The organism is Microbacterium sp. 10M-3C3 (assembly GCF_003931875.1).
In the GTDB taxonomy this organism is placed as follows: Bacteria; Actinomycetota; Actinomycetes; order Actinomycetales; family Microbacteriaceae; genus Microbacterium.
Genome location: NZ_CP034245.1, coordinates 931,724 through 957,075 on the forward strand (window position 1 = coordinate 931,724; position 25,352 = coordinate 957,075).

At 71.0% G+C, this 25,352-nt stretch carries 31 protein-coding genes and 1 tRNA gene; 22 read left to right on the forward strand and 10 right to left on the reverse strand.

All coding sequences use genetic code 11. The features are described 5' to 3' along the window. Positions 1–60 precede the first annotated feature (60 nt). A complete protein-coding gene (locus EI169_RS16895) occupies positions 61–183 on the reverse strand; it encodes a hypothetical protein (protein ID WP_276312918.1) in 123 nt (40 codons plus the stop codon). A gap of 61 nt (positions 184–244) precedes the next feature. Continuing rightward, positions 245–613: a hypothetical protein gene (locus EI169_RS04445; protein WP_240640629.1), complete on the reverse strand. Its 369-nt coding sequence runs from the start codon at positions 611–613 to the stop codon at positions 245–247. A gap of 129 nt (positions 614–742) precedes the next feature. Here EI169_RS04445 and EI169_RS04450 point away from each other — a divergent pair, with 129 nt between their 5' ends. From EI169_RS04450 to EI169_RS04500, 11 genes are all read left to right on the forward strand, one after another. After that, positions 743–1,639 carry an SDR family oxidoreductase gene (locus EI169_RS04450; protein WP_125131260.1) on the forward strand — a complete coding sequence of 299 codons (897 nt, stop codon included), beginning with the start codon at positions 743–745 and terminating at the stop codon, positions 1,637–1,639. Continuing rightward, positions 1,636–2,499, forward strand: a complete 864-nt coding sequence (locus tag EI169_RS04455; protein ID WP_125131261.1) for a hypothetical protein — start codon at positions 1,636–1,638, stop codon at positions 2,497–2,499. The genes EI169_RS04450 and EI169_RS04455 overlap by 4 nt, the downstream gene beginning before the upstream one ends. Positions 2,500–2,510: 11 nt before the next feature. Continuing rightward, on the forward strand, positions 2,511–4,040 hold the full coding sequence (locus EI169_RS04460) for a GMC family oxidoreductase (protein ID WP_240640630.1): 1,530 nt from the start codon (positions 2,511–2,513) through the stop codon (positions 4,038–4,040). 10 nt (positions 4,041–4,050) lie between these two features. Next, complete coding sequence (locus EI169_RS04465) at positions 4,051–4,383, forward strand: ATP-dependent DNA ligase (RefSeq protein ID WP_125131262.1); 333 nt, start codon at positions 4,051–4,053, stop codon at positions 4,381–4,383. After that, positions 4,370–4,594, forward strand: coding sequence for a hypothetical protein (locus tag EI169_RS04470; protein WP_125131263.1), 225 nt, complete (start codon positions 4,370–4,372; stop codon positions 4,592–4,594). The genes EI169_RS04465 and EI169_RS04470 overlap by 14 nt, the downstream gene beginning before the upstream one ends. Further along, complete coding sequence (locus EI169_RS04475) at positions 4,594–5,463, forward strand: carbohydrate kinase (protein WP_125131264.1); 870 nt, start codon at positions 4,594–4,596, stop codon at positions 5,461–5,463. Before EI169_RS04470 ends, EI169_RS04475 begins: the two co-directional genes overlap by 1 nt. Before the next feature lie 132 nt (positions 5,464–5,595). After that, the gene (locus EI169_RS04480) at positions 5,596–6,582 is read left to right on the forward strand and encodes an Ltp family lipoprotein (protein ID WP_164515436.1); all 987 of its coding nucleotides are present in this window, start codon (positions 5,596–5,598) and stop codon (positions 6,580–6,582) included. Then, positions 6,582–6,971: a DUF2510 domain-containing protein gene (locus EI169_RS04485; protein WP_125131266.1), complete on the forward strand. Its 390-nt coding sequence runs from the start codon at positions 6,582–6,584 to the stop codon at positions 6,969–6,971. The genes EI169_RS04480 and EI169_RS04485 overlap by 1 nt, the downstream gene beginning before the upstream one ends. A gap of 93 nt (positions 6,972–7,064) precedes the next feature. Continuing rightward, complete coding sequence (locus tag EI169_RS04490; RefSeq protein WP_125131267.1) at positions 7,065–7,259, forward strand: DUF2795 domain-containing protein; 195 nt, start codon at positions 7,065–7,067, stop codon at positions 7,257–7,259. Positions 7,260–7,299: 40 nt separating this feature from the next. Then, positions 7,300–8,487, forward strand: coding sequence for a geranylgeranyl reductase family protein (locus EI169_RS04495; RefSeq protein ID WP_205783875.1), 1,188 nt, complete (start codon positions 7,300–7,302; stop codon positions 8,485–8,487). Between the two features lie 47 nt (positions 8,488–8,534). Next, positions 8,535–8,951 (forward strand): CBS domain-containing protein, encoded by a 417-nt coding sequence (locus EI169_RS04500; RefSeq protein WP_125131268.1) that lies wholly within the window; start codon positions 8,535–8,537, stop codon positions 8,949–8,951. Positions 8,952–8,959: 8 nt separating this feature from the next. Here the strand turns inward: EI169_RS04500 and EI169_RS04505 are convergent, their stop codons facing one another. Beyond that, the gene (locus EI169_RS04505) at positions 8,960–10,432 is read right to left on the reverse strand and encodes an HNH endonuclease signature motif containing protein (protein WP_125131269.1); all 1,473 of its coding nucleotides are present in this window, start codon (positions 10,430–10,432) and stop codon (positions 8,960–8,962) included. Positions 10,433–10,551: 119 nt separating this feature from the next. On the opposite strand from EI169_RS04505, the gene EI169_RS04510 reads away from it, so the two are divergent. Continuing rightward, positions 10,552–10,905, forward strand: a complete 354-nt coding sequence (locus EI169_RS04510) for a nuclear transport factor 2 family protein (protein ID WP_125131270.1) — start codon at positions 10,552–10,554, stop codon at positions 10,903–10,905. Between the two features lie 68 nt (positions 10,906–10,973). Here EI169_RS04510 and EI169_RS04515 read toward each other — a convergent pair whose 3' ends face one another. Both EI169_RS04515 and EI169_RS04520 read right to left on the reverse strand, forming a co-directional pair. Then, entirely contained in the window at positions 10,974–11,759 is a 786-nt protein-coding gene (locus EI169_RS04515) for an SDR family oxidoreductase (RefSeq protein ID WP_125131271.1), read from the reverse strand. Positions 11,760–11,824: 65 nt separating this feature from the next. Further along, positions 11,825–12,370, reverse strand: coding sequence for a winged helix DNA-binding protein (locus EI169_RS04520; protein ID WP_125131272.1), 546 nt, complete (start codon positions 12,368–12,370; stop codon positions 11,825–11,827). Between the two features lie 140 nt (positions 12,371–12,510). Between EI169_RS04520 and EI169_RS16770 the strand changes: the two genes are divergently transcribed. From EI169_RS16770 to EI169_RS04540, 5 genes are all read left to right on the forward strand, one after another. Next, a complete protein-coding gene (locus EI169_RS16770) occupies positions 12,511–12,867 on the forward strand; it encodes a hypothetical protein (RefSeq protein ID WP_240640631.1) in 357 nt (118 codons plus the stop codon). Between the two features lie 166 nt (positions 12,868–13,033). Continuing rightward, entirely contained in the window at positions 13,034–13,480 is a 447-nt protein-coding gene (locus EI169_RS16775; RefSeq protein WP_240640632.1) for a DUF11 domain-containing protein, read from the forward strand. Further along, a complete protein-coding gene (locus EI169_RS04530) occupies positions 13,477–13,776 on the forward strand; it encodes an MGMT family protein (protein ID WP_125131273.1) in 300 nt (99 codons plus the stop codon). The genes EI169_RS16775 and EI169_RS04530 overlap by 4 nt, the downstream gene beginning before the upstream one ends. A gap of 132 nt (positions 13,777–13,908) precedes the next feature. Continuing rightward, positions 13,909–14,622: an alpha/beta hydrolase gene (locus EI169_RS04535; protein WP_240640633.1), complete on the forward strand. Its 714-nt coding sequence runs from the start codon at positions 13,909–13,911 to the stop codon at positions 14,620–14,622. Beyond that, the gene (locus EI169_RS04540; protein ID WP_164515437.1) at positions 14,619–15,155 is read left to right on the forward strand and encodes a MarR family transcriptional regulator; all 537 of its coding nucleotides are present in this window, start codon (positions 14,619–14,621) and stop codon (positions 15,153–15,155) included. The genes EI169_RS04535 and EI169_RS04540 overlap by 4 nt, the downstream gene beginning before the upstream one ends. A gap of 44 nt (positions 15,156–15,199) precedes the next feature. On the opposite strand, the gene EI169_RS04545 is transcribed toward EI169_RS04540, so the two are convergent. Continuing rightward, a complete protein-coding gene (locus EI169_RS04545; RefSeq protein WP_125131276.1) occupies positions 15,200–16,396 on the reverse strand; it encodes an epoxide hydrolase family protein in 1,197 nt (398 codons plus the stop codon). Next, complete coding sequence (locus EI169_RS04550; RefSeq protein WP_125131277.1) at positions 16,393–16,836, reverse strand: nuclear transport factor 2 family protein; 444 nt, start codon at positions 16,834–16,836, stop codon at positions 16,393–16,395. The genes EI169_RS04545 and EI169_RS04550 overlap by 4 nt, the downstream gene beginning before the upstream one ends. Positions 16,837–16,877: 41 nt before the next feature. Here EI169_RS04550 and EI169_RS04555 point away from each other — a divergent pair, with 41 nt between their 5' ends. Continuing rightward, positions 16,878–17,378 (forward strand): MarR family transcriptional regulator, encoded by a 501-nt coding sequence (locus EI169_RS04555; protein WP_125131278.1) that lies wholly within the window; start codon positions 16,878–16,880, stop codon positions 17,376–17,378. Between the two features lie 21 nt (positions 17,379–17,399). Here the strand turns inward: EI169_RS04555 and EI169_RS04560 are convergent, their stop codons facing one another. Then, positions 17,400–18,524 (reverse strand): FAD-dependent monooxygenase, encoded by a 1,125-nt coding sequence (locus tag EI169_RS04560; protein ID WP_125131279.1) that lies wholly within the window; start codon positions 18,522–18,524, stop codon positions 17,400–17,402. A gap of 210 nt (positions 18,525–18,734) precedes the next feature. Between EI169_RS04560 and EI169_RS04565 the strand changes: the two genes are divergently transcribed. Beyond that, entirely contained in the window at positions 18,735–19,721 is a 987-nt protein-coding gene (locus tag EI169_RS04565; protein ID WP_125131280.1) for a DUF2510 domain-containing protein, read from the forward strand. Between the two features lie 53 nt (positions 19,722–19,774). Here the strand turns inward: EI169_RS04565 and EI169_RS04570 are convergent, their stop codons facing one another. Next, positions 19,775–20,857 (reverse strand): type I restriction endonuclease, encoded by a 1,083-nt coding sequence (locus EI169_RS04570; protein WP_125133315.1) that lies wholly within the window; start codon positions 20,855–20,857, stop codon positions 19,775–19,777. A gap of 155 nt (positions 20,858–21,012) precedes the next feature. Next, positions 21,013–21,088: transfer RNA gene (locus EI169_RS16525), tRNA-Met, on the reverse strand. Between the two features lie 152 nt (positions 21,089–21,240). Here EI169_RS16525 and EI169_RS04575 point away from each other — a divergent pair. The 3 genes from EI169_RS04575 to EI169_RS04585 all read left to right on the forward strand — a co-directional run bounded on the left by EI169_RS04575 (position 21,241) and on the right by EI169_RS04585 (position 25,337). Beyond that, positions 21,241–22,188 (forward strand): hypothetical protein, encoded by a 948-nt coding sequence (locus EI169_RS04575; protein ID WP_125131281.1) that lies wholly within the window; start codon positions 21,241–21,243, stop codon positions 22,186–22,188. A 37-nt stretch (positions 22,189–22,225) separates the two neighbouring features. Continuing rightward, on the forward strand, positions 22,226–22,765 hold the full coding sequence (locus EI169_RS04580) for a general stress protein (protein ID WP_240640634.1): 540 nt from the start codon (positions 22,226–22,228) through the stop codon (positions 22,763–22,765). Between the two features lie 142 nt (positions 22,766–22,907). Further along, on the forward strand, positions 22,908–25,337 hold the full coding sequence (locus tag EI169_RS04585) for a UvrD-helicase domain-containing protein (protein ID WP_125131282.1): 2,430 nt from the start codon (positions 22,908–22,910) through the stop codon (positions 25,335–25,337). The last annotated feature ends 15 nt before the right edge of the window (positions 25,338–25,352 follow it).

The window sequence follows — 25,352 nt, forward strand, 5'->3', positions numbered from 1 at the left end:
AACAGAGAACGCCCCCTCCCGGCTTCGTCCGGAGGGGGCGTTGGTCGTATGCGGAGCCTGCTAGAGCGGCTGGACCGAGGGGATCGCGATCGGCTTGCTGGCCGGGGCGTGCGGCGTGCCGTGCGGCTGAGGCTTGTCGTGCGCGTGGTCGTGATTCGGGGGGCGGGGAGATGTGGTGTCCATCACCCCACGCTAGGCGCGCAACCTGGCAGTGTCCACAGGGAAGCGTCTGCGGACAGGCGCATCAGCCCCGCAGCTGGCCGTCCAGGTCGGGGTCGTAGCCGTCGTTCGACACGGCGTCGTCCTCGACGACCGAGAGGCGGTCGCGGGGCTCCATCGTCGGGCGCAGGCGATGCAGGCGGTGACGCAGCGCCGCGAGCGCCTCGGAGACGTCCGGCTCTGCGCCTTCCCAGTCAGCCGGCACCGACAGCACGTCGTTGCCCACGCCGGCGACGAGCTCGGCGGTGCCGACGCTGCCGTCGGGGCGCACGATGGGGAACTCCACGGCATCGGCCAAGCCGATCTTCGCGAGCTCGGCGGTCAGGTCGATGATCACCGCGGCGACGTCGTTCGTCGTGAGCACGGTCTCGCCGGCGTATGTCAGGGAGCGCATGCCTCCACCGTGACGTGCGCGCGCACGGCACCGGCAGCGGTTGCGCCGCTCGGTGCGGTGCGGTAGGCACCATGCCGGCTTTCGCGCAAGCCCCCGTTTCCCGCAGGTCTGCGGCCTACCGTCGTGGCCATGACCGACGCACCCGCCCCCCTCGAGAACCCGCTCACGCGCTACCGGCGCGTCGAGCCGCCCGTGCAGCATCAGCCCGAGCCGGGCGTGCAGTCCGAGATGACGCCCGTGCCCGACCTCGGCGAGGACAGCTACCGGGGGAGCGGGCGCCTCACCGGACGCAAGGCGCTCATCACGGGCGGCGACTCGGGCATCGGCGGGGCCGTGGCGATCGCGTTCGCGCGAGAGGGTGCCGACGTGGCGATCGTGCATCTTCCCGACGAGCAGTCCGACGCCGACCACGTGCTCGAACACGTGCGCGCCGCCGGGCGCACGGGCGTGTCGATCGCGACGGACATCTCGGATGCTGCCGCGTGCCGCGCGCTCGTCGCCGAGGCGGTCGACGCCCTCGGGGGCCTGGACATCGTGGTGAACAACGCCGGCAAGCAGGTCGCCGTGCCGCGCCTGGAGGACCTGTCCGACGAGCAGTTCGAGCAGACGTTCCGCACCAATGTGTTCGCGACCTTCTGGATCACGAAGGCGGCCGTCGCGCACCTCCCGGCGGGGAGCAGCATCATCAACACGGCGTCGCTCGAGGCCTACAAGCCGGCGCCCGACCGGCTGGACTACGCCGCGACGAAGGCTGCGATCAACAATCTGTCGAAGGGGCTCGCGCTGCAGCTGGCCGAGCGCGGCATCCGCGTGAACGTGGTCGCGCCCGGTCCGACCTGGACGGCGCTGCAGGTCAGCGGGGGAGTCTCCGACGAGCAGATGGAGCATTTCGACGACGAGAGCACGTACCAGCGCGCCGGCCAGCCGGCTGAGATCGCGCCGGCGTACGTCTTCCTGGCCTCCGCCGACGCGTCGTATGTGTCGGGCGAGACGCTCAATGTCAACGGCGGCATGGTCACACCGTGACGGTCGCGCTCGTGTGGGCGGGGTCGCGTGCCCCGTACGTGCCCGATCTCGACCTGCGCACCGTGGCGCCCGAGGCCGCCGCGATCCTGGACGCCGCGTGTGCCCTCACCGGCACGCGCTGGCTCGTCGGCGGGACGGATGCAGCCGGCCCGGTCGTCGCGGCGTTCGTGGACGACGTCCTCTCCGGTCGTGCGCCCGTGTTCGGATTCGCCGGGGTCGCCCGCGACGCGAACGAGGCCGCGGTGCTCGCCGCGCGCGCGGCGGCCGCCCCGGTCGTCCCATCCAGCTGGGCGCGCCTGATCGCGTCGGACCGCGTCGACCCGGAGGTGCGGGGGCTGCTCGCACAGCGTGCCGTGCCCGACGACCCCGCGTACACGCCGGTCGTCGTCGACGCCGCCGACCTCGCGCTGCTGCGCGAGCTCGGCGACGTGCTCGTGCCGCAGCATCCGTCGCCGCCGATCGACCTGGCTGCCCGCCTGGACGCCCAGTACGCGCGCGGCGAGGGCGACGGCTGGCGGTTCGCGGAGTTGCCGCCCGACCCGGAGGCCCTCCGCACCGGCCTCGCGACGCTCCGTCCCCTCTGGCCCGCAGACCCGGCGCGCCAGAGGTCCCTCGTCGGCCGGCTCGTCGACGCCGCGGTGTCGGGCATGGCCCCGTTCGACGCCGGCGAGCTCGCGGCATGGCTCGAGGACGTGCGGGTCGACCTCGTCCGGCTGTGGCTGGCGCATCCGGCGTCGATGGCGCGCGTCGGCTACGACGGCTTCGCCACGGGCGGCGTCGTGATCCCGCTGCGCGGCTTCGACGCACCCGCGTCGCGTCGCGAGGAGTGGGAGCCGGACGACGTGGCGGCGTCGGCATGAACCTCGCCGGCATGCGCACCTATCGTCTGGACGAGGAGGTCGACGTCGTCGTGGTCGGCACGGGCGCCGGCGGAGCGCCGCTCCTGGCCGAGCTCGCCCGCCGCGGGATGCGGGTCGTGGCGCTCGAGGCCGGGCCGCATTTCGACGATGCCGACTTCACGCCGGACGAACCGGCGTCGGTGCGGATCAACTGGATGTCGGAGCGACTCAGCGGCGGCGAGCAGCCCACCGCGTTCGGCACGAACAACAGCGGCCGGGGTGTGGGCGGCTCGATGCTGCACTGGGGTGCCTTCACGCCACGTCCCGACCGCCGCGACCTGCGACTGCGGACCGAGACGGGCGAAGGGCGCGACTGGCCGATCGACGCGGACGAGCTGCTCCGCTACGTCGCGCGGGTCGAGGCCGACATCGGGGTCTCGGGTCCGACTCCGTATCCGTGGGACGACACCCGGGCGTACGCCTACCCGCCGGCGAAGCGCAACACCCCCGCCGAGCTCGTCGCGCGCGGATGCGACGCCGTGGGCATCCGCGCGACCGACGCGCCGGCCGCCGTGCTCACGCGGGCGCGGCTGCAGCCGGACGGACCCGAGCGCGCGGCGTGCATGGGCTGCGGGGCGTGTCATCAGGGCTGCCGGAACGGCGCGAAGGCGTCGACGGCGAACACGTATCTGCCGGCGGCGGTGGCCGCGGGGGCGGAGATCCGCGCCGAGGCCATGGTGCACGGCATCGAGCGGGACGCGTCGGGCCCCATCACCGCAGTGGTGTATCGCCAGGACGGCATCGACCGGCGTCAGCGGTGCCGTGCCCTCGTGCTCGCAGCGGGCGGCGTCGAGACGCCGAGACTCCTCCTGTGGACGGGGCTCGCGAACGGCAGCGGACAGGTGGGGCGCAATTTCCTCGCGCACGGCGCGACGCAGGTGTGGGGCCGGTTCGACGAGCCCGTGCGCGGCCACCGCGGCTATCCGTCGTCGCTCATCAGCGAGGACATGATGCGGCCCCACGGCGCCGACTTCGCCGGGGGCTACCTCATGCAGAGCCTCGGCGTCATGCCGCTCACGTTCGCCACGACCCTCGCGCGCGGCGGCGGGCTGTGGGGGCGGGAGCTCATGCAGCGCATCGATCAGGCCCGCTTCATGGCGGGCATCGGCATCAATGCCGAATGCCTGCCGTCCGACGACAACCGCCTCGAGCTGTCGGACGAGCTCGACGAGCACGGCATTCCGCGTGCGGTGGTCACGTTCACCGCCGGCGAGAACGAGCGGGCGATCGATCGACACGCCACCGGCACGATGGTGCGGATCATGACGGCGGCGCGCGCCCAGGAGACGATCGTGCTGGCCCGCACGGCGCACACGATCGGCACGTGCCGCATGTCGGAGCATCCGGATGACGGCGTCGTCGACGCATCCGGACGCTCGCACGAGATCCCCAACCTGTGGATCTGCGACAACTCGGTGTTCCCGAGCGCGCTGGCCGCGAATCCGGCGCTCACGATCATGGCGCTGTCGCTGCGCACCGCGGACGCCCTCGCGAGGGGGTAAGAAAGGATCCATGGGCAAGTTCCTTTTCGAGGGCCACCTCAGCGCCGACTTCGACGATCGGCTGCTCGCGCACCTCCAGGTCGTGATCGGCACGAAGCTGCGTCGCGGCGAATCGTTCCACTTCACGTGGAAGGACGACCGCTCGATCGGCGACGGACGCACCTCGGTGTACATCCATCCGAGCAGCGTCGTCTGGTACAAGTACTACGGCGGGCGTCCGGCGGCTCTGAACGGCGCGTGGATCGACGCCCTGATGTACACCGCGAATTCGAGCCGGGGGCTGTACGTCGTGCCCGAACCCGCGCCCGAGCCCCAGAAGCAGGTGACCGATGAAGCGTATTGACATCCGCTACGACGGCGAGCCGTACAGCATCGGCAACCGCAGCCTCGACGAGCTGATCGACGAGATCGAGCGGGGCATCGCGGGATCTCCCGGCGGGTTCTGGCTCGAGGTGAATCACGGCGAGGGGCAGCCGCGGCCGACCTTCCTGCGGCTGACGGCACAGTCCGACATCGCGCTGACGCCGATCCCCGAACCTGCATCGACCGACTGATGCCGCGCATGCTCGTCATCGGCGAAGCCCTCATCGACATCGTGAAGGGCGTCGAGATCGTCGGCGGCTCGCCCGCCAACGTGGCCCTCGGCCTCGGACGCTTCGGGCGCGCGCCGCAGCTGCTCACGGCGCTCGCGCCCGACGAGCGGGGCTGGCGGATCGCGGCACACCTCGAGGAGTCGGGTGTCGAGGTGCGCCCGGAGTCGTTCGTGCTCGACCGGACGTCGACCGCGCGCGCCGAGCTGCAGCCCGACGGCTCGGCGCACTACGACTTCGACATCGCGTGGCGCCTCGCCGAGATCGACATCGACGGGGTCGACGCCGTGCACGTGGGGTCGATCGCGTGCTTCCTCGAACCCGGCGCGGCCGTCGTGCTGCGGATGCTGCGCCGCGCCGCCGCCCGCGGCGTGCGGGTGACCTTCGACCCGAACATCCGGCCCGCCCTCGTCGGCGGCGTCGACGTGCGGGCCCGCGTCGAGGAGATCGCGGCCCTGTCGACCGCCGTGAAGCTCAGCGACGAGGACGCCGCGCACATCTACCCCGATCTGTCGCTCGACGACGCGCTCGCCGCGCTGCTGGCGACCGGCCCGGCGCTCGCCGTGGCCACGCGCGGCGGCGAGGGCGCCCTGCTACGCACCGCGCACGAGCGGGTGGACATCGCCGCGCGACGCACCGACGTCGTCGACACGGTCGGGGCGGGCGACACGTTCATGGCCGCGCTCATCCTGTGCCTCGGGGAGCCGGACCCGCTCACAGCCGAGCGCCTGCGCGAGATCGGCGAGTTCTGCGCGACCTCCGCCGCCATCACGGTCGGGCGCGCGGGCGCCGACCTGCCGACGCTCGCCGACGTCGAGCGCGCCCTGCTCTGAGCGCGGACGGCGCGACCGGAGTACGCCACTTACATTCGACATCCAGTCCAATGTATGTTCGGGCCTACTCGCTGCATCACGCGAGAAGGGCTCGGGGGAGCCTCGCAACGACGCGAATCCATGGGGGAATCAATGAGCGATTCAACGACGTCCGGCGCGCCCGCCGGATGGTATCCGGCCGGTGTCGGCGGCCAGGAACGCTACTGGGACGGGGCGATGTGGACGGATCACGTGCGGCCGACGGCGACGGTCGCATCACCCGTCGTCGAGGCGCACACGGTGCCCTCCGACGTCTCGACGGAGGTCGTGCCGGCTCCATCGGCCAGCAAGCCCTGGTACCGGCGTAAGGCGATCATCATTCCGGCGGCGGTCGTGGGCGGAGTGCTCGTGCTGTCGACCGTCATCACGGCGGTCGGGGTCGGCCGGGCCGCTCAGACGATCGCCGAGCGCGAACCTGTGGTCACGGAGGTCGAGGAGGCGGAGGATGACGAACCGGCGGAAGTCGACCCTGCGCCGTCGGCTGCGGACGTCACGGTGCCCGCGACCGAAGGTATGACCGCAAAAGAAGCGCAGGCCGTGCTGGAGAATGCCGGCCTCGAGGTCGAGTTCTCGGCGGACAAGGGCTTCGTGATCGATCGGGACAACTGGACGGTGCTCGGAACGGTTCCTGCCGCCGGTGCGGCGGCCAAGGTCGGTGACGCGGTGGTGGTCAACGTGAAGAAGACCGCCGAGATCGAGCAGGAGGCCGCGCAGCCTCCTGCCGAGCCGGCCGCGCCCGCCGCGCCGCCCGCGTCGGCCATGAGTCTCGGCCAGCAGAATGCCGTGGAGTCGGCGAAGTCCTACCTGCGCTTCACGGCCTTCAGCCGCATGGGCCTCACGCAGCAGCTCACGAGCGAGTACGGAGAGGGGTTCGAACCGGGAGACGCGGAGTTCGCGATCGCCTACCTCGAGCAGAACGGTCTCGTGGACTGGAACGCGGAGGCGGTCGAGTCCGCGAAGTCCTACCTGAACTTGTCGTCGTTCAGCCGCGATGGCCTCTACGAGCAGCTGACCAGCGAGTACGGCGAAGGCTTCACTCCAGATCAGGCGAACTACGCGCTCGGGCAGGTGGGGTACTGATGAGCGACGCGCAGGCCGGCTGGTACGACGACGGCACGGGCACGAAGCGGTGGTGGGACGGTCAGGCCTGGACCGATCGGGTGCAACCGCCCCCACCGCCGGAGCCCGGCCTCTCCGGCTTCATCGACCGCGCCCAGGCCGACGCGGTCGCCGGGGCGCAACCGCGACCCGCGCCCGCAGGCGCGAGTTACGTGGTGCTGCAGGTCGTGCTGAAGGAGAAGTTCTTCGGGACGGGATCGGGGAATCTCACCGAGCTGGAGAAGGTCATCAATCGCCAGGCATCGCTCGGCTACCGCCTGCATACGATCACGACTGCGTCATCGGGCAGCACGGGATTCGGTGGCGGCGATCGCATCCAGGCCACGATGGTCTTCGAGAAAGTCGGTTGATCCCGCGCGCGGCGCGACCGGGCGTGTCAACCCGGTCCGCCGCATCCCGAGCGTCGGCCTAGCCTCGCAGGCTCATCACCCCTGGAGGACGACATGGCCGACACCCCCACGCCGATCGAGCTGCAGAAGTACCTCGGCGGCGTCGAGTACCCCGCGAGCAAGGACGACCTCGTCACCGCGGCGCGCGGCAACGGCGCTCCCGACGACCTCGTCTCGGCGCTCGAGGGCGCCGGCGCCGACTCGTTCGATTCGCCGACCGACGTCAGCAGCGCGCTGTCGGGCTCCTGATCGGCGCCGGTCGCCGGCCGCCGCGCAGTAGCGTGTGACCGTGGCTGCCGCCGATCTCGCCGCCCACGTCACGCGCGTGTGGGACGTCGTCGTGGTGGGCGCGGGGCCGGCGGGTTCGACCGCGGCCCGGGTCGCTGCCGCGGCGGGGGCGAGCGTGCTCCTCCTGGATCGCGCGGAGTTCCCGCGGTACAAGACGTGCGGCGGCGGCCTCATCGGCGTCAGTCGCGCGCACGTGCCCTCGGCCGTGCTCGAGACGGTCGAGCAGCACATCTTCGAGGTCGAGTTCACCCACGACGGTCGCGACCCGGTGCGCCTGCACAGCGCGGACCCGCTCCTGGCGATGGTGCGGCGCGAGCGCTTCGACGCGGCGCTGGTCGCGGAGGCCGAGCGCGCGGGCGCGACGTTCGTGTCGGGCGTCACGGTGCGCACGGTTGCGCAGGAAGACGACGGTCCGGTGCGGCTCGAAACGACCGGCGGCGCTCTCGAAGCGCGCGCCGTGATCGGAGCCGACGGCGTCGGCGGGCGCATCGGACGCTACGTCGGGGTCGAGCCGGAGCGGGTCGACCTCGGGCTCGAGGAGGAGGTCGCCGCTCCCGGCGGTGCGGCGGGTCCGCGGCCCGTGCGGCTGGACTGGGGCCCCGGTCCCGGCAGCTACGCGTGGGTGTTCCCGAAGGCCGAGGTCGACACCGTCGGGGTGATCGAGCGCAAGGGCCCGGCGGACGGCACACGCGCCTACCTGCGGTCGTGGGTCGCGGCGCAGACCCCGGATGCGGCGGTCGAGCGATCGAGCGGACACCTCACGCAATGGCGCCGGCACATCTCGCCCCTGCGCCGCGGGGCGGTGCTCGTCGCCGGTGACGCCGCGGGACTCCTCGAGCCGTGGATGCGCGAGGGCATCTCGTTCGCGCTGCGCTCCGGCGAGCTCGCGGGCCGCGCGGCGGCGGGCTTCGCCATGGGTGACGACGCCGTTCTCGACGCATACGCGCACGACGTCGAGGCGACCCTCGGCGTCGAGATGCGCGTCGGGGAGCTGCTCCTCGCGGTGTTCGAGAAGCGGCCGGGACTGCTGCATCTGCTGATCAAGCGCACGCGGCAGGGACGCCGCTTCTTCGCGCGGTTCTGCACGGGCGAGGTGAGCCTGGCCGACCTCGCCGAGCGGCGCTGGGTCATGCGGGCCCTGCGCGCGCTCGGACAGCCCAGCGAGCGTGTCAAGGGCCTGCATCGGTAACGCCGCGGCTCGTAGCGTCGCGGGCCCCGGATGAAAGGAACGACATCATGGCCGTCGCACGCGACATCATGACCCCCGCCCCGCAGTGCGTGGGGGAGAAGCAGACCCTGGTGGAGGCCGCGCGGCTGCTCGCCGACCTCGACGTCGGCGCGCTGCCGATCTGCGGGGAGGACAACCGTCTCAAGGGCATGCTCACCGACCGGGACATCGTCGTGAAGTGCCTCGCGCAGGGCGGCGACCCGGCCTCGACGACGGCCGGCCAGCTGGCGGAGGGCAAGCCTGTCACGATCGGCGCCGACGACAGCCTCGAGGAGGCGCTGTCGGTCATGGCCGCGCACCAGGTGCGCCGGCTCCCCGTGATCGACGGGCACGACCTCGTCGGCATCATCGCGCAGGCAGACATCGCACGGGCGCTCCCGTCGGACGACACGGGCGAGACCGTCGAGGCGATCTCCGAGGAGTAGAACCGGCGTCAGAAGGGTGGCGCGCCGGGCGGCCCCGGATCGGATCCGGGATCGGGACGGAACACGACGTATCTCTCCGGCACATCGGTCGCCACCCGTCCGAGGGGTGTGCGCCAGCGGATGCTGCCATCCGGCAGCTGCTCGGCGCGCCACTCCGTCTCGGTCTTGAGCGTGTGGTGACGCTTGCACAGGCACGCGAGGTTGCACGCCGAGGTCGTGCCTCCCAGCGCCCAGTCGAGCGTGTGATCACGGTCGCATCGTCGGGCGGGCTGGCGGCACCCCGGAAAACGGCAGTGGATGTCGCGCACGGCAAGAAATCGATCGAGGGCCGCCGGCCGCCGGTAGGTGTCGGCCGCCATGACCGTTCCGGTGATCGGGTGCGTCAGCACCCGCTCCCACATCGGCGCGCCGGCCATGAGCGTGCGTGCGGTCGTCGCGTCGATGGGGTACGCGCCCTCGAGCGAGGCACCCCGGTCGTGGATGCCGGCGGCCGTGGTCGCGGGGATGACGACCGACACGTGCGCGCGCACGGCGCCGAGGCCGCCAGAGACGGTGTCGACCGTCGGGTCGAGCGACGGCCGCCCGGCGAGGAGGAGGTCGGTGACCAGGTCGGCGCGCACCTGATCGAGCGTGCGCTCGTCGTGGACCGTGACCGTCGGCGCCTGCGCGCCGCCCGACGGCGCTGCCTCATCGCCGCCGCATCCGCCCTCGGCCGGCGCCGTCACGGCGACGCTCAGGACCTGCTTCGCCATGCGCGTGAGCCGATCCATCGCGCCATGCATGAGCACCGACGACCCGATCGCCGTCAGCTGGCTCGTGCCGTCGCCGAGGTCATCCACCCACACGCGGCGGCGACGGACCGCCGCGGCGTGGCGCTCGGTGATCGACCGCGGGGCGAGTGCTTCGGCGGCGTCTTGGGCGAACTTCTGCGTGCGCGGCGGGTTCTCGCGCATCGCGTACTCGAGCACCGTCTCCTCGTACTCGGCGCGGGCGGCGGGATCGGAGAGGCCGCTGCCGGCGTCGGTGATGATGCGTGCATGACGCGCGCTGATGCGGCTGTCTGCAAGGGCGTCCAGCGTCGCCGGGAAGAGATCGACCAGGATCTGCGCCCGATGCATCTGGTTCTGCACGGCGCTGTCATGCACGTGCGTCGCGACCGCGATCTCGGCCGCGATCGAGCGCTCCTCCATCTGTCGCCGCTGCGTATCGACTGACTGACGGGATTCGCGCACCTGCGCGATCCGCCGAGCCGCGGCCAGGTGCAGGACCTTGTCCGCCTCCAGCGCCGCGATCGCCGCGTCGACCTCGACGAGCGCCTCGACGATGTCCGCCAGAGCCGCCTCGTCGTTGATAACTTCGACGGTGACCGCGTTCTCCATGCTAACAGTATCGCAGCTATCCCCGACATCGATCCTCGCTGCCCAGGGGGACGGCCGCCGATGCCATCGATCGGGCCGCTGAGGAGGAAGAGTCGTCGCCACACCGGCCGGGGGTTCGCCGCTTCCACCCGGCACAGTTAGTGTCCACACGGACACTAACTGTGATACTGTCCGCTAGGACGGTTTCCACGGTGGGGGTCGCATCGAACAAGAGATGGATCATGGACAAGAAGCTGGAGCAGAGCGAACTCCCCGAGGCCGCGCGCGCCTTCGTGGACGGGTGGCAGGGGCGCGACGCGGACAAGGTGGCGGCGCTGTTCGCCGACGACGCCGTCGTGTCGGATGAGGGTCGCACGCACCGCGGTGCAGCGGAGATCCGCGGATGGATCGACGGGTCGATCAACCTCTTCACCACGACGCTCACCTTCCTGGGCGCGCGCGAGGTCGAGGACATGGTCGGCGCCTCGTACCGCCTCGAGGGCGACTTCCCGGGCGGTGTCGTCGACCTCGAGTACCAGTTCCGCCTCGACGCGGACGGGCGCATCCGCCAGCTCGACTTCGACGCCGCTGCGTGAACACGTTCGCGCGACGAAGAGGCTGCCTCCCCAGGAGGCAGCCTCTTGCGTTTCCCGCGTCGATCGCGTCAGACCGTCCGAACGGTTCCACCGTCGATGACGACCTCGGCGCCCACGATCGCCGACACCCGGTCGGAGACGAGGAACCCGACGAGGTCGGCGACCTCCTCGGGCTCCGCGAATCGGCCGAGCGGCACGCCTCCGAGCGCGTCCATCACCCCCTGCGCTGCCTCGTCTCGGCTGATGCCGTTCGCGTCGGCGAGCCGGTCGTAGAACACCTCCGTCGCCTCGGTGCGGATGCCGCCGGGGCTGACCGCGTTCACGCGCACGCCCTTCGGCGCCAGCTCGGTCGCGAGGGCCTTGCTGTAGGTGCGAAGTGCCGCCTTCGCGGACGCGTACGGAATGGTCGACTCCCACAGCGGCATCTCGCGTTGGATCGACGTGAAGTGCAGCACGACCCCCGCTCGCTTCGAGATCATGTCCGGGATGAGCGCATGGTCGAGCCGCGCAGCGCCGAGGAAGTTGAGCTGGAGCTCGGTGATCCACTGCTCCTCGGGGATCGCCGCGAATCCGCCCGCAGGCGTGGAGGAGCCGCCGACGACGTGCACGATGATGTCGGCGCCGCCCGCGCCCGTGATCGCCGCGGAGACGAGGTCGGTGCCCTCCTTCGTGGAGGTGTCGGCCGCGATGAAGCGGTCGGGGTGCTCGTAGCCCTCCGGCATCGAGCGCGCCGACACCCAGACGTCGGCGCCGAGCTCGCGAAGGCGTGCGGCCACCGCGCGACCAGCTCCCTTCGTGCCGCCTGTGACCAGTGCGCGTCGACCGTCGAGACGGTCGCGGTCGTTCTCTGACATGATGCATCCCATCGCTCGTGAAACTGTCTCTTAGGACAGTAACACGAGTGGTGTCCTACAGGACACTAATCAGATGCGGTGCGGTTCTCCGCGGGCAGCAGGCCGCGCTCGAGCATCCGATCGGCGGAGGCGATCGCATCGGCTACGAAGCGCTTGGTGAGCGCGGTGTAGCGGCGTATGTCGGCGGCCGACCAGCCCTCGAGCACCTCGGCGATCATGCGGTCGCCGAGGGCGTAGACGCCGCGGGCGGCCTCCTCGCCGGCGTCCGTGAGGCGGATCAGGGTGGCGCGCCCATCGGTCGGATCGGTGGTGCGCTCCACGAGGCCGTCCCCCTCGAGTCGTCGCACGATCTTGCTGACGTGCGACGCGCCCGTGGCCAGCACCTCCGAGAGCACGGTCGGCCGCATCGGGCCCCACGCGAGCAGGTGCCGCAGCGTCTGGTGGGACTGCTGATCGATGCTCTCGCCGGTCTTGGCGAGGATCTCGCCCTGGAGCGCGGGAGAGTCCCACAGGAGGATCAGGGCGCTCAGGTTCGCCAGGAGCTCCGACCGGTAGGGGAAGTCGTCGGCGCTCAGGGAGCGCGAGCCGGTGGCCTTCCCGCTGTCGGTCATGGCGCGAGTCTACTGAGGCCGCCCCTGTGCGACGCGGAGGTGAGATCGTGTCGCAGCGGACAGCATCGGTTATACTGTCCGATAGGACATCAATACGGATGCAGCGCACGAAGCCGCCGCTGTCCGGAGGGAGGTGCGGCATGGGTGCGATGGACGAACTGATCGATCCTGGCGTGGTCACGCAGCTGCGCGACGCGCTGCGGTCGGCGGCGCCGTCGCTGGAGCTGCCGTCGCTCGCCGCGGCCGCACGCGGCGTTCCCGGCCGGCGGCTGCGCGACCGCGTGGATCTCGTGCGGGAGGCCCTGCTGGCCGACATCCCGGCCGGATGGGCCGTCGCCGAGCGGATCGTGGACGACGTGCTCGGCACGCCCCGGTTCGCCGGGTGGATGATCTGGCCGGTGACCGAGTTCGTCGCGACACGAGCGATCGGCAGCGGCTCGCGAGCGAAGGGTCGCGCGCCTACCTGCCGTGGGCGAAGCGCGTGCCGTGGCTGGTAGCGCATTCCTTTGCCACGCGGGCGATCATCGACGCGCTGTACCGAGACGAGGCGGAGTACGTGCGGCGATCCGTCGCGAACCACCTCAATGACCTCAGCCGCGTCGACCCAGACCTGGTCGGAGAGATCGCGCGGCGCTGGCAGGAGGCGCCCGACGCTCACACGGCGTGGGTGCTGCGCCATGGCCTGCGCTCGTCAAGAAGGCCGATCCGACGGCGCTGGCGCTGCTCGGCTACACCGGAGCAAGTCTGCGCGTCGAGCGGCCGGTCCTGTCGAGCGGGGCCATCCCGCCGGGCGGCATCGTCGAGTTCTCGGCCGTCGTCACCAACGACGGGGACAGCGACGCGGTCGTGGCGATCGACTACGCCATCGGCTTCCAGCGGGCGAACGGCACGGTGAGCCCGAAGACGTTCAAGCTCGCGACGCGGCGACTCGCACCGGGGGAGAGCGTCGTCGTGCGCAAGGCGCACTCGTTCCGCCCGATCACCACGCGCTCCTACTACCCCGGCCGCCACGTCGTGACCGTGCAGGCTAACGGCGCCCTCTCGCCACCCGCCGAGTTCGTTCTGGCGGCCGACGACGGAGGTGCCCCGCACCGAGGAGGATCTCGATGACCGAGCTCAGCGAGCGCGTCCTGGAGATCGTGCGATCCATCCCGGCGGGCCGCGTCACGACGTACGGAGACGTCGCGCGTGCGACGGGAACCGGTGCGCGCGTGGTGGGGCGGATGCTGCACGGCAGCGGGCACGACATCCCGTGGTGGCGCGTGGTCAGCGCCGACGGGCGGCCCTATCCCGGCGCAGCCGGAGACGCGGGCGACCGATTCATCGCTGAGCGCACACCGCTCGTTGATGACACGGAGGACGTCCGTGTCGATCTGCAGCGCGCGTCGTGGACGCTTCAGGACTGAGTGCTGGCGACGCCTCGGCATCCGACTTTACTGTCTTCGAGGACAGGACCTTGTGCGCGGATAGCTCGACTGTTACTGTCCTATAGGACACTAAACATGGTGTCCTTGGAGACAGTAAGGAAGGGAACTCCGATGTCTGAGATCAAGAATGTGGTGCTGGTGCACGGCGCCTTCGCCGACGGCTCCGGCTGGCGGGGCGTGTACGACGAGCTCACGGCCCGCGGGTACGCGGTGTCGATCGTGCAGAACCCGCTCACCTCCCTCGAGGCCGATGTCGCGGCGACCCGCCGGGTGCTCGACCGGCAGGACGGCCCGGCGATCCTCGTCGGTCACTCGTGGGGCGGCACGGTGATCACCGAGGCCGGGGTGCATCCGAAGGTCGCCGGCCTCGTGTACGTGTCGGCGCTCGCGCCCGACCGTGGCGAGACGACGGCGCAGCAGTACGACGGATTCGCGCCGACGCCGGATTTCGTGATCGACGTGGGCGACGACGGCTACGGGTTCATCGCCCCCGAGAAGTTCGCGATCGGGTTCGCGCACGACGCGAGCGAGGCGGATGCGGCGTTCCTGCGCGACTCGCAGGTGCCGATCGACATGTCCGTCTTCGCCACGGAGCTGACCGAGGCCGCGTGGCGCGACAAGCCGAGCTGGGCGGTGATCGCCACCGACGATCACGCGTTCGATCAGGCGATGCTGCAGCACATGGCGACGCGGATCGGGGCCCGGATCACGAACGTGGCGGCCAGCCATGCCGTGTTCGCCACGCAGCCGCACGTCGTGGCCGAGGTGATCGACGCGGCTGCGCGTGAAGCGCTCACCGCGCAGGGCGGCCTCGCCGCATCGTGACGCCGCGGAGCGGGCAGGGGAGGGCGGCGGACGACGACGCCGGCGTCCCCCTTGCCCGCGGCTACCCCTACCGCTCGCGACTCCTCTCGAGCCTGAGCGCGCTCATCCTGCTGTGGGACTCACCCGTGCTGCAGGGTGAGATCCTCGCCCGGTCGGGGGAGACGATCGATCAGCCGGCGCATGCGGCGCTGCGCCATCTTCTTGCGTGGGGGCCGACGCGGCCGAGCGCCCTGGCTGTCGTGCTCGGAACGGGCGCGTCGAACGTCAGCAAGATCGTCGGCCGCCTCGAGGCCGACGGGCTCGTCGCTCGGGTCGTCGCCGACGACGACCGGCGCGCGACCGTGATCCGACTGACCGAGCGCGGCGAGGGCGCGGCCCACGGTGTCTACGCACTCGGCGACCGCATGATCGCAGAGGTGCTCGAGCACTGGTCGCTCGACGACATACGTCGCTACACGGCGCTCACAGAGCGGTTCGTGAGCGATGCCATCACGTCCACCGCCCGTATGCGCGAGCGCGGACTCCGTCCTTGACTGCTCGCGTGGGGCGCGGTCTCGCTGGGGAGGAGATGTCGTCGCTAGGCGTTCGACGGCACCCCCTCGGCTCGCACCCACGGCTCGAAGAAGGCGCGCAGCTCGCGCACGTACAGCTCAGGCGTCTCGCGCGGCGCGAAGTGCCCGCCGCGCTCGGGACGGGTGACGCGCGCGACGTTCGCCACGCGGTCGAGCCACTCCGGCGGCGGGGTCAGCAGGTCGCCGGGGAAGAGCGAGAAGCCGGACGGCACCTCCACGCGACGTGCGTGCTCCCACGCCGGGATCGCGGCGTTCGCGCGATACATGCGCATGGCCGGCGTCGCGCTGTTGGTGAGCCAGGTCGTCGTGACGAGATCGAGCATGGCATCCGCGCTCAACGCCGAGGTCGTCGCCTCGCTCCGATCGCTCCACGCGTGGAGCTTCTCGACGATCCACGCCGCGAGGCCCACGGGGGAGTCGGCGAGCGCCGCGCCGAGCGTCACGGGCTTCGTGCGGTGCAGCGCGGCGTACGCGCCCTCCTGCGCGCTCCACTCGGCGGCCCGCCGCATCCACGCCCGCTCGGCGGCGGACAGCGCGGCGGGGTCTCCCGTGTAGACCGGGATGCCCGCGTCCATCCGGTGCACCGCGATGACATGCGCGGGGTGATTCAGCGCGATGAAGCGGCCCACGGCGCTGCCGATGTCGCCGCCCGCCACGACATACCGGTCGTAGCCGAGCCGGCGCATGAGAGCCGCCCACAGCTCCGCGACCTCCATCGAGTTCAGCGGCGATGCCTCGAGCGTGGAGTAACCGAACCCGGGCATCTCCGGCACCACGACGTCGAAGGCGACACCGTCCTCCCCGGCGGAGGTCAGGGCGTCGACGACCTCGAGATAGCGCCACGCCGAGTCGGGCCATCCGTGGCACAGCAGGAGCGCGGCGCGTGGCGAGGTCGCGCGCGCGTGGATGAACCGGATGCGCGCGACCGCGCCGCCGTCCGCGGCGCGCCGCGCCGCGACCTCGTGCCACGGATGCCGGGCGATCCGCTCCTCGCGCGCCGTCCAGTCGTAGGCACTGCCCCACCGCTCCGCCAGGTCGCGCAGCACGTCGGAATCGGTGCCCTCCGACCACCCCGGAGCGTCGGCGAGCGCGGGCCAGCGCGTGCGTCGCACCCGTGCGCGCAGGTCGGCGATGTCGTCGGGCGGCGTCGACGGCGTCCACGGATGCGGGTCGCCCAGGATGATCCGCGTGCTCGCCGTCATGAGGCGTCGGCGGTCTCGAACGGCTCGTAGCAGTCGAACGTCTCGTGGTGCACGATGCGGCCGTCCGTCACGGTGAGCACGGCCGCGACATGCGCGATGAGCTCCTGCCCTTCGCGGAACGGGCCGGCGGGCATCCCGACCACGCCGCGCCAGGTCGCACGGACGGCGGCGCGCTCGCCGTCCACGATGACGTCGTGCACGTCGAAGAGCTGTTCGCGCAGCAGCGCCTTGCCTCGGCGGAAGCCGTCGAGCGTCTCCGACAGGTCGCGCGCGGCGCCCCGCCGCGTGAGAGCGTTCGGATGCTCCACGACCGTCACGTCGGGCGCGAGGAGGGCGCCGAGGTCGCTCTCGGAGGAGGACAGGTCGGAGACGACGGCGTAGTAGCGGCGAACGAGGTCTGCGACGGCGGTGGCGGCGGGGGTGGGAGTGCTCGTGTTCATGCCGGCAGTATTGCACAACCAAAGTTGTGTAAACTAGCCGCATGGCCGAGACGCACGCTGCCGACCCCGCTCCCCGCTCCGCGATCGACCTGGACACCGCGACGCTCCTCTCGCTCGCCGGCGGGCTCGCCGATCGGATCGTGCTGCAGGCGATGCGGGCCCGAGGTCACCACGTGACGCGGGCGCACGGCTTCATCTTCCAGAGACTCCTCACCGGCGAGCAGTCGATCACGGCGCTCGCCGCCGACCTGCGCATCACGCAGCAGGGCGCGTCGAAGCACGTGCAGGAACTCGAACGCCTGGGGCTGGTCACCCGACGGACCGACGAGCGTGACAAGCGCGCACGCGTCGTCGCGCTGACCGACCGGGGGCGCGCCGCGATCGCGCTGGCGCGCGAGGCGCGCGCGGCGTTCGAATCCCACGTCGCCGCCCTCGTCGGCGTCGAGGAGCTCGCCGCCACGCGCCATGCGCTCGCAGCGGTGCTCGACGACGCCGGGATCACCGCCCACATCGCGGACCGCAGCATCCCGTGGCAGGACTGACCACCGCGGGCAGCAGCAGCGTCACAGCGGCTGCGACAGCGCGGCGAGCGTCTGCCCGATGAGACGCCCGGGTGCCGAGGGATCGGGCGGCCCGTCGGCGGACTGCTCCCACCGCGACAGCTGCAGCGACGTCTCCACGACGAGCCGCGCACGCTCGAACCGGCGGCTCTCGAGCTCGGTCGCCATCTGCTCGAACGGCAGACCGGCCGGGGCGAGCTCTCCCAGGACGACCGCGTCTTCGAGCGCGAGACCCGCTCCGTAGGAGATGTGCGGCGTCGTCGTGTGCACGGCATCGCCGATGAGCAGGACGTGCCCGGCGTGCCACGGCGGCGGCACGAGCACGTACGTGAGCGCGCGGAAGTCGATCTGCGCCGCATCCGTGAGCTGCTCGATGACCGCCGGCGCGAAACCGCCGAAGCGCGCCGGCTTCGCGCGGAACACGTCGAGGATCTCGTCGCGCGGCGGGCGCTCTCCGCCGCTCTCGGAGTCGAGCATCCACAGGTACAGGCGCCCGTCGGGCAGCGGCACGAGGCCGAGCCGGATGGGGCCGCCGAGCATCATCGTGTAGTGCTCGAGGCCGGGAGGGCAGATCGCCGCGGCGCGCCAGATGGACTGCCCGGCAGGGGAGAGGGGCGGCGCATCCGGCAACAGGCGGGCCCGCAGCGCCGAGTGCGCGCCGTCGGCACCGACGATCCAGTCGTACTCGCCCGTCGTGCCGTCGGTGAAGGTGACGGATGCGCCGCCGTCGCCGTCGTCCAGGTCGGCGATCGTCGTGCCGAGCCGCACCGGAACCCCCGCGCGCTCGACCGCGGCGACCATGACGTCGTGGATCGACTCCCGCGCCATGCCCAGCAGGGGTGCGTCGTCCGGCCCGTTGATGTTGATCTGCGGCATCTGCGCAACGAGCCGGCCGTCCGGGCCGCACATGTCGATGACGTCGTGCCGGCGACCCACGCGGCGCAGCTCGTCGTAGATCCCGAGCTGCATCGTCGCGCGCTGCGGCGCGCTCTGCAGGGCGAGCCCGATGCCGCCCGGCCGCCAGTCGTCGGACGCCTCCACGATCTCCGTCTCGACGTTCGCCTGCGACAGGGCCAGCGCCGCCGCCATGCCGGCGGGGCCGCCGCCGACGATCAACACCTTCGTCATAAGCCGCACCGTAGCCGGTGGGTGAGCGCGCTCGTAAGCGGGATCTCGCAGCGCTCCGCGTCGCGACGTCGTGCCCGACCATGTGCGGTTTCCGCACGCCGTGCACGTCCGCCATGATGAGCGCAGGGCCGGAGCACAGCGGGGGCCGGCCGGTGACGACGAGCACGCGTGCACCGATCGGGGGATCGGGGCCGCACCCGGCTCGCGCCGGTGATCCGCGGGAGAGGAGACTGCGGTGTCACAGACGCCCACTGCTTCGGGAGCGCCCGCGGGCTGGTATCCCGCGACATCGACGGCCACGAGCGCTGGTGGGACGGGGCCGCGTGGACCGAGCACCTACGCGCCGCTCCCGCGTCCACGACCGCGACGGAGTCGGGCGCGCTTCAGGGGCGCGGCATCCCGGTGTGGGCGGGGGTGCTCATCGGAGTCGTCGCGTTCGGTCTCGTGCTCGGGGGCGGCGGCATGGTCGCGTTCGCCGGCGCGATCTCGGGGCTGACGGCGGAGCGTGAGGGGTCCGGTGCATCCGGAGTCGGCGAAGCCGAGGCCGCCGAGGGGATGGCGATCGTGCCCGACGTCATCGGTCTCACGGTCGCGGATGCCCGCGTCGAGCTCGAGGCTGTCGGTCTCGCGATCAAGACCCCCTGGGCCGAGGACGACGACATCGTCGCGACGCAGCTGTACTCGCCCGGGCGCGAGCTGGAGCTGGGCACCGAGGTCTTCGTCACCATCGAGCAGCCATTGGAGGGTTCGATCGACAACCCGCTGCCCGCGGGCTACCCGTTCGGCATCTGGGACGTCGACCCGGACGACCCGTGGGCCACCATCACGATCGCCGTGAAAGACCCGAACGCGGATGCGGCGATCGCCGCGGCCAGCGGGCTCAACGACACCGCCCGGCCCGGCCACCACTTCGTCGCGGTGGAATATGTCGTGACCGCCGAGGCGGACGAGCCGGTGTGGGTGGAAGATCTCGTCGGCGACTGGACGCTGTCGCAGGCCGACGGCGTGCAGATCCCCGCGTCGGACAGCGTCATCGTGATGCCGGACGGCTGGACCGCGCCGGCGGACGTCAACGATCTGTACGAAGGGCAGACGGCGTCGGCGGTCGTGCTGTATCAGGTGTCCGACGCGTACACCGGACCGCTTCTGGCGAGCGCGTACGGCGCGTACGTGAAGGTGGCGCTGCCCGCCGCGTAGCGCAGACACTGTCGTGTGGCGATGGGTCTGCTCGCCGACGCTACGGCTGGCACTCACACGTACCGCTTTACGGCCTCTCGGATCGCGTCGGCGTGCAGGTAGATGTCATCCAAGCCGTCAATTGGGTGCCGCATCTCGAGTTTGTTCTCGTCCAGCAAACCGAGGTATTTCTGTCGACCGTTGAAGTGCAGACGAGCGATCGGCTTTCGGTTGTTGTCGTCGAGAAGCACAGCGAAGTAGCTCTTCGCATCGCGTTGCGTGATGCGTTGCGGCTTCGTGACCCCACAAGCGATCGCCTTGACGATCTGATAGCCCTCGAGTTCCTCCAGCGTTGTTTCGATCTCGGTATCCCGATCGAGATCTCCGACCGCCACAGGCTCGCTGGTGAGTTGTGCAGCATCTGTAGCTGGGACACTGATTCCCGCACCGAGTGCTGTCTTGAGTCGGTCATTGACGCTCTCAGTGAGGAACTGACGCGACGCTTTCGTCACGAGGCCCGTAAATTGCTCGCGAACACGCGAGGTGTACGCGCCGTCGTACACACGTTGCGCGAAGAACTTGATCCATTCATCACTTGGCTCGCGGAATTGAGTCGCGATCTCGCGCTTCAGGGCGCCAACATACTTCAGTTCCTCCGCGGCGCTGATGATCGACTCCAAATCGAAGTTCGCTTTGCTCAGCTTTTGCACTTCGGGCAGGAGCGTCTCATCGACATCAAGGAGGTCTAGCACCAAGAATGGCTTGGCGTCCATGCGGTTTGGGGCGTCGAGATCCGTAAAGAACTGCCATACCACGCCATTGGTTAGGGCGGCTATGCGGGCATTGGTCGTCGAGAAGTAGCGGAAGAGTTGCGACGCGTGTTCGATCTTCGGTGCGCCCGTTGACGCTTTGCATTCGATCAGGATCTGGACCTCGCCGTCGCGCATGATGGCGTAGTCGACCTTCTCACCCCTCTTTATCCCGACGTCTGCGGTGAACTCGGGCACCACCTCAAGCGGATCGAAAACGTCGTAACCCAGAATCGTCGAGATGAACGGCATGACGAACGCATTTTTCGTCGCCTCCTCGGTGCCGATCGCTGCTGCCTGATTGGTGACCTTTGTCGCGAGTGCCGCAACGCGATCATGAAACTCCATCGATTCCCCCCGCTGAGTTGCCTGGATGGAGAATACAAGCGGACGCAGCACGGAAGCGCAGATTTGGATTGCGTGTCCCACCGACGATGCGCGCTGCATGGCAGCCGCGGAGGGAGGTGAGCGCGAAGCTGGAGCCGTCGAACGATGACAGGCACTGGACGCGACGGCGGGAGTCGAACCCGCTGCACCACCGGATATGAGCCGGGGCCCGGGGCCACCCGGATCGCCGCGATATGCCGCCCACGGTAGCCCGCGATCGAGGACCATGGCGGCGATGTGACCGCGCGTTTCCGCGGATGACGCCGAGTGTTACGCCACTGCATCCGGAGCCGGAGAAGCCGGGCGTGTCGTCGGCATCGTCCCGGCACTACTAGCGTGGCTCTATGGCGACGACGGCTCGACGCAGCGCGGTGGCGCTGTCGACCCTCGCCGCGCTGCTCCTTCTCGGCGCGATCGTCGGTGCCGTCGCGGCGTCCGGCCCTCCGGCGCCGCCCCCCGCCCGCGCCGACCCGGCCATCGCGTGGGCGGCCGGCGGGCTGCTCGTGCTCGCGCTCGCGTGGGTCGTGATCGGTGCGCTCGCGGCGCGCACGCGCGTGGTCGGCAAGCCCGGCGCGGCTGCCGCACGGGCCACGTGGCTCGCCGCCACGCGGCCCTGGCGCGCCCGCGAGTCGACGCTCGGCATGCTGCCGCTCGATCGCTGGCTGCTCCTCCTCGTGCCCGGCGCTCTCCTCGTCGCGACGCGCGCACTGCAGACCCGGTTCGCCGGCCTGCTGCACATCGTCGTCGTGCTGAGCGCGTGGGTCGCGTTCGCGATCGTCGCGCGCGTGCTGCTCGGCCGCCGATCGCCGTTCCCGCTCCTGGCCGCGGTCGGCGGTGTGCTGGTGTTCCGCTGCATCCTCGTGCTTGCGGCCCTCGTGTTCGCGCCGGGCGGCGGGTGGTTCGCGTGGTGGGGGCGACCGCTCGGACGCGGTAGCTTCATCGCGGTCGCGGTCGCGCTGTTCCTGTGGATGATCGTGGCCGCGGGCTGGGCGCTCGCCGCGCAGCTCGGGGGAAGGCGGGCGATCGGGGTGGTCGCGGCCGGACTCGGCGCGGCCGTCGCCATCCCCGCCGCCGCGGTCGCGGTGCTCGGACCCGGCGACGTGCTCGCCGCCTGGAACGCGCATGTGGGGCTCATCCCGTGGGGCGTCGCGCGGATGCGGGATGCCGCCGCATCCGCGGGTGCGATCGAGGCGCTCGCCATCTCGACCGCGGTGGGCGGTGTGGTGCTCGCGGTGCTCGGCGCAACCCTCGCCCTTTCGAGGCGTACCGAAAGGGCGCCCGCAATACACTGACCTCGGGAGCGCGATCCCGCGCCCGGAAGGGTCGATCATGAGTGATGTCACGAACGCGGTGCCCGAGCGCCGCCTGCTGTCCAGCTTCACCGACTACCTCGGCGCACAGGCCGCGGTCGACCGGCTCTCGGACGCCGGATTCCCCGTCGAGCATGTGGCGATCGTCGGGCACAACGTGCAGATCGTCGAGCAGGTCACGGGCCGCATGACGAAGGGCCGCGCCGCCGCCTACGGCGCCGCGAGCGGGGCGTGGTTCGGCCTCTTCATCGGGCTGCTGTTCGGCATCCTCGCGCCCGGTCCGGTGTGGATCTGGCTGCTGCTGTGGGGCCTCGTGCTCGGTGCCGTGTGGGGTGCGGTGTTCGGCTTCGTCGGGCACGCACTGACGCGCGGGCAGCGCGACTTCAGCTCCACGCAGAAGCTCGAGGCCGAGCGGTGGGACGTGATGGTCGACGCCGATCAGCTGCTGCGCGCGCAGTCGCTGCTCAGTGGAGGAGCCGCAGCCCCCGCCACCCCGGCCGCCCCCGCCGCGCCGCCGGCCGAGCCGACGGCTCCGCCTGCGCCGCCCGCGGGGGTCTGAGCCGCCGCCGCTTCGCCTCGCCCGCACCGCGGCGCCCCTTCGAGCGCGGGAGAGGGCGCATCTGTGCGGGGGAGCGGAGGCGGGGTGGGAGTGCGGCGTCGCAGGGACCCGTGTCGGAGGGCGCGCCTACACTTGACGGGTTATGACCGACGCATCCACGCCTCTTATCGTCGGCGGTGATCGCGGTCCGCAGATCGGGTCTCCCACCGCGTCCTACGACGACCTGCTCGACGGGCTGAACCCGCCCCAGCGCGAAGCCGTCACCTACCGCGGACCGGCGCTGCTCATCGTCGCGGGCGCGGGCTCGGGCAAGACCCGCGTGCTCACCCACCGCATCGCGTCCCTCCTGCGCACGCGCGAGGCGTGGCCGAGCCAGATCCTCGCGATCACCTTCACCAACAAGGCGGCGGGCGAGATGCGCGAGCGCGTGCGCGCGCTCATCGGCGACCGTGCCGAGGGTATGTGGATCTCGACCTTCCACGCCGCGTGCGTGCGCATCCTGCGGCGCGAGGCGCAGCAGTTCGGCTTCACGAAGGCGTTCACGATCTACGACTCCGGCGACTCGCGCGCGCTCGTCAAGCGCCTCGTCAAGGAGCACGAGGGCGACGCGTTCGGTCTCACCCCGGCCGGCGTGCAGAGCCGCATCTCCAAGCTCAAGAACGAGCTCGCCGACGCCGAGTCGTACGCGCGCCAGGCGAACATGAGCGACCCCGTCGAGCGCATCTTCGTCGAGATCTTCGGCCAGTACCAGCGTGAGCTGCAGCGGGCGAACGCCTTCGACTTCGACGACCTCATCGCGCAGACGGTCTACCTCTTCCGCGCGTTCCCGCACGTCGCCGACGTCTACCGCCGCCGCTTCCGGCACATCCTGGTCGACGAGTACCAGGACACCAACCACGCACAGTACGCGCTCATCCACGAGCTCACGCGGCCGGTGGGCTCCGACGCCGCTCCGGTCGCCGAGTCGGGCGGCATGATGATCTTCGACGACCGCCCGGCCGCCGCATCCGAGGGCCCGGCGTCGCTGACGGTCGTCGGCGACTCCGACCAGTCGATCTACGCGTTCCGCGGGGCGGACATCCGCAACATCACCGAGTTCGAGCGTGACTACCCGGGCGCGAAGGTCGTGCTGCTCGAGCAGAACTACCGCTCGACGCAGAACATCCTCTCCGCCGCCAACGCCGTCATCAGCAACAACTTCGACCGCAAGGACAAGAAGCTGTGGACGGATGTCGGCGCCGGCGACCCGATCATCGGCTTCACCGGCTACTCCCAGCACGACGAGGCGCAGTTCGTCGCCGACGAGATCGAGGCGCTGCACCGCAAGGGCGTGCCGTACTCCCAGATCGCCGTCTTCTACCGCACCAACTCGCAGTCGCGCGCGCTGGAGGAGATCTTCATCCGCTCGGCGGTGCCGTACAAGATCATGGGCGGCACGAAGTTCTACGAGCGCGCCGAGATCAAGGACGCCCTCGCCTACCTCGTGGCGGTCGCGAACCCCGCCGACGAGCTCGCCGTGCGCCGCATCCTGAACAAGCCCCGACGCGGCATCGGCGATGTGACCGAGACGGCGATCGCGCGGTATGCGGCGGAGGAGGGCATCACCTTCCGCGACGCGCTGGCCAACGCGTCCGCGCTCGGCGTGGGGCCGAAGCTGCAGCAGGCGATCGCCCACCTCGACGCCGTGCTCGCCGAAGCGGCCGAGGTCATGCTGCCCGCGTCGGGCGAGCTCGCCCCTCCCACGGCCGTGGCCGAAGGGCTCACGCTGCTGCTGAACAAGAGCGGCTACTACGACGCCCTCCGCGCGAGCAAGGACCCGCAGGACGAAGCGCGTCTCGAGAACCTCGACGAGCTCGTCGCGGTCACGCGCGAGTTCGCGCGCAACAACCCCGAGGGCACGGTCATCGACTTCCTCACCGAGGTCGCGCTGGTCTCGGATGCCGACGACCTCGAAGACGCCTCGGGCTCGGTCTCGCTCATGACCCTGCACACCGCGAAGGGCCTCGAATACGACGCCGTGTTCCTCACGGGTGTCGAAGAAGACCTCATCCCGCACCGCATCTCGGCGGGCGAGCCGGGCGGGCCGCAGGAGGAGCGCCGGCTCTTCTACGTCGGCATCACGCGCGCCCGCAAGCGCCTCTACCTCTCGCTCGCGATGACCCGCGCGCAGTTCGGCGAGGTCTCGGTTGCGATGCCGAGCCGCTTCCTGCAGGAGATCCCCGCCGACCTCATCGACTGGCGCCAGTCGCCCGGCGACGTCAACTCGCGCGGCGGCGCGCAGTCGCGCGCGCTCAACGCGCGTCCCCGCCGCCCCGGCGAGAGCCGGTACGGCAGCGACCTCGTGCCGAAGTCCACCGCGATCGACAAGTTCCCGAACCGGGTGCCCGCCCGCGTGCGCGACAACGGCGACATGGAGCTCGCCGCGGGCGACCGCATCCGGCACGACGACTTCGGCGAGGGTCGCGTCGACGCCGTGACGGGCGAGGGCGCCAAGCGCGTCGCGCACGTGCGGTTCGAGAAGGTGGGCGCCAAGAAGCTGCTCATCAAGATCGCGCCGATCGAGAAGCTCTGACGTCCGCGCCTCCTC

Bases quoted from the DNA above. Each gene is read 5' to 3' on its own strand.
- EI169_RS16895 (WP_276312918.1), bottom strand. From the start codon at position 183: ATGGACACCACATCTCCCCGCCCCCCGAATCACGACCACGCGCACGAC.
- EI169_RS04445 (WP_240640629.1), bottom strand. From the start codon at position 613: ATGCGCTCCCTGACATACGCCGGCGAGACCGTGCTCACGACGAACGAC.
- EI169_RS04450 (WP_125131260.1), top strand. From the start codon at position 743: ATGACCGACGCACCCGCCCCCCTCGAGAACCCGCTCACGCGCTACCGG.
- EI169_RS04460 (WP_240640630.1), top strand. From the start codon at position 2,511: ATGCGCACCTATCGTCTGGACGAGGAGGTCGACGTCGTCGTGGTCGGC.
- EI169_RS04465 (WP_125131262.1), top strand. From the start codon at position 4,051: ATGGGCAAGTTCCTTTTCGAGGGCCACCTCAGCGCCGACTTCGACGAT.
- EI169_RS04470 (WP_125131263.1), top strand. From the start codon at position 4,370: ATGAAGCGTATTGACATCCGCTACGACGGCGAGCCGTACAGCATCGGC.
- EI169_RS04475 (WP_125131264.1), top strand. From the start codon at position 4,594: ATGCCGCGCATGCTCGTCATCGGCGAAGCCCTCATCGACATCGTGAAG.
- EI169_RS04480 (WP_164515436.1), top strand. From the start codon at position 5,596: ATGAGCGATTCAACGACGTCCGGCGCGCCCGCCGGATGGTATCCGGCC.
- EI169_RS04485 (WP_125131266.1), top strand. From the start codon at position 6,582: ATGAGCGACGCGCAGGCCGGCTGGTACGACGACGGCACGGGCACGAAG.
- EI169_RS04490 (WP_125131267.1), top strand. From the start codon at position 7,065: ATGGCCGACACCCCCACGCCGATCGAGCTGCAGAAGTACCTCGGCGGC.
- EI169_RS04500 (WP_125131268.1), top strand. From the start codon at position 8,535: ATGGCCGTCGCACGCGACATCATGACCCCCGCCCCGCAGTGCGTGGGG.
- EI169_RS04510 (WP_125131270.1), top strand. From the start codon at position 10,552: ATGGACAAGAAGCTGGAGCAGAGCGAACTCCCCGAGGCCGCGCGCGCC.
- EI169_RS04515 (WP_125131271.1), bottom strand. From the start codon at position 11,759: ATGTCAGAGAACGACCGCGACCGTCTCGACGGTCGACGCGCACTGGTC.
- EI169_RS04520 (WP_125131272.1), bottom strand. From the start codon at position 12,370: ATGACCGACAGCGGGAAGGCCACCGGCTCGCGCTCCCTGAGCGCCGAC.
- EI169_RS16770 (WP_240640631.1), top strand. From the start codon at position 12,511: ATGGGTGCGATGGACGAACTGATCGATCCTGGCGTGGTCACGCAGCTG.
- EI169_RS04530 (WP_125131273.1), top strand. From the start codon at position 13,477: ATGACCGAGCTCAGCGAGCGCGTCCTGGAGATCGTGCGATCCATCCCG.
- EI169_RS04535 (WP_240640633.1), top strand. From the start codon at position 13,909: ATGTCTGAGATCAAGAATGTGGTGCTGGTGCACGGCGCCTTCGCCGAC.
- EI169_RS04545 (WP_125131276.1), bottom strand. From the start codon at position 16,396: ATGACGGCGAGCACGCGGATCATCCTGGGCGACCCGCATCCGTGGACG.
- EI169_RS04550 (WP_125131277.1), bottom strand. From the start codon at position 16,836: ATGAACACGAGCACTCCCACCCCCGCCGCCACCGCCGTCGCAGACCTC.
- EI169_RS04555 (WP_125131278.1), top strand. From the start codon at position 16,878: ATGGCCGAGACGCACGCTGCCGACCCCGCTCCCCGCTCCGCGATCGAC.
- EI169_RS04560 (WP_125131279.1), bottom strand. From the start codon at position 18,524: ATGACGAAGGTGTTGATCGTCGGCGGCGGCCCCGCCGGCATGGCGGCG.
- EI169_RS04570 (WP_125133315.1), bottom strand. From the start codon at position 20,857: ATGGAGTTTCATGATCGCGTTGCGGCACTCGCGACAAAGGTCACCAAT.
- EI169_RS04575 (WP_125131281.1), top strand. From the start codon at position 21,241: ATGGCGACGACGGCTCGACGCAGCGCGGTGGCGCTGTCGACCCTCGCC.
- EI169_RS04580 (WP_240640634.1), top strand. From the start codon at position 22,226: ATGAGTGATGTCACGAACGCGGTGCCCGAGCGCCGCCTGCTGTCCAGC.
- EI169_RS04585 (WP_125131282.1), top strand. From the start codon at position 22,908: ATGACCGACGCATCCACGCCTCTTATCGTCGGCGGTGATCGCGGTCCG.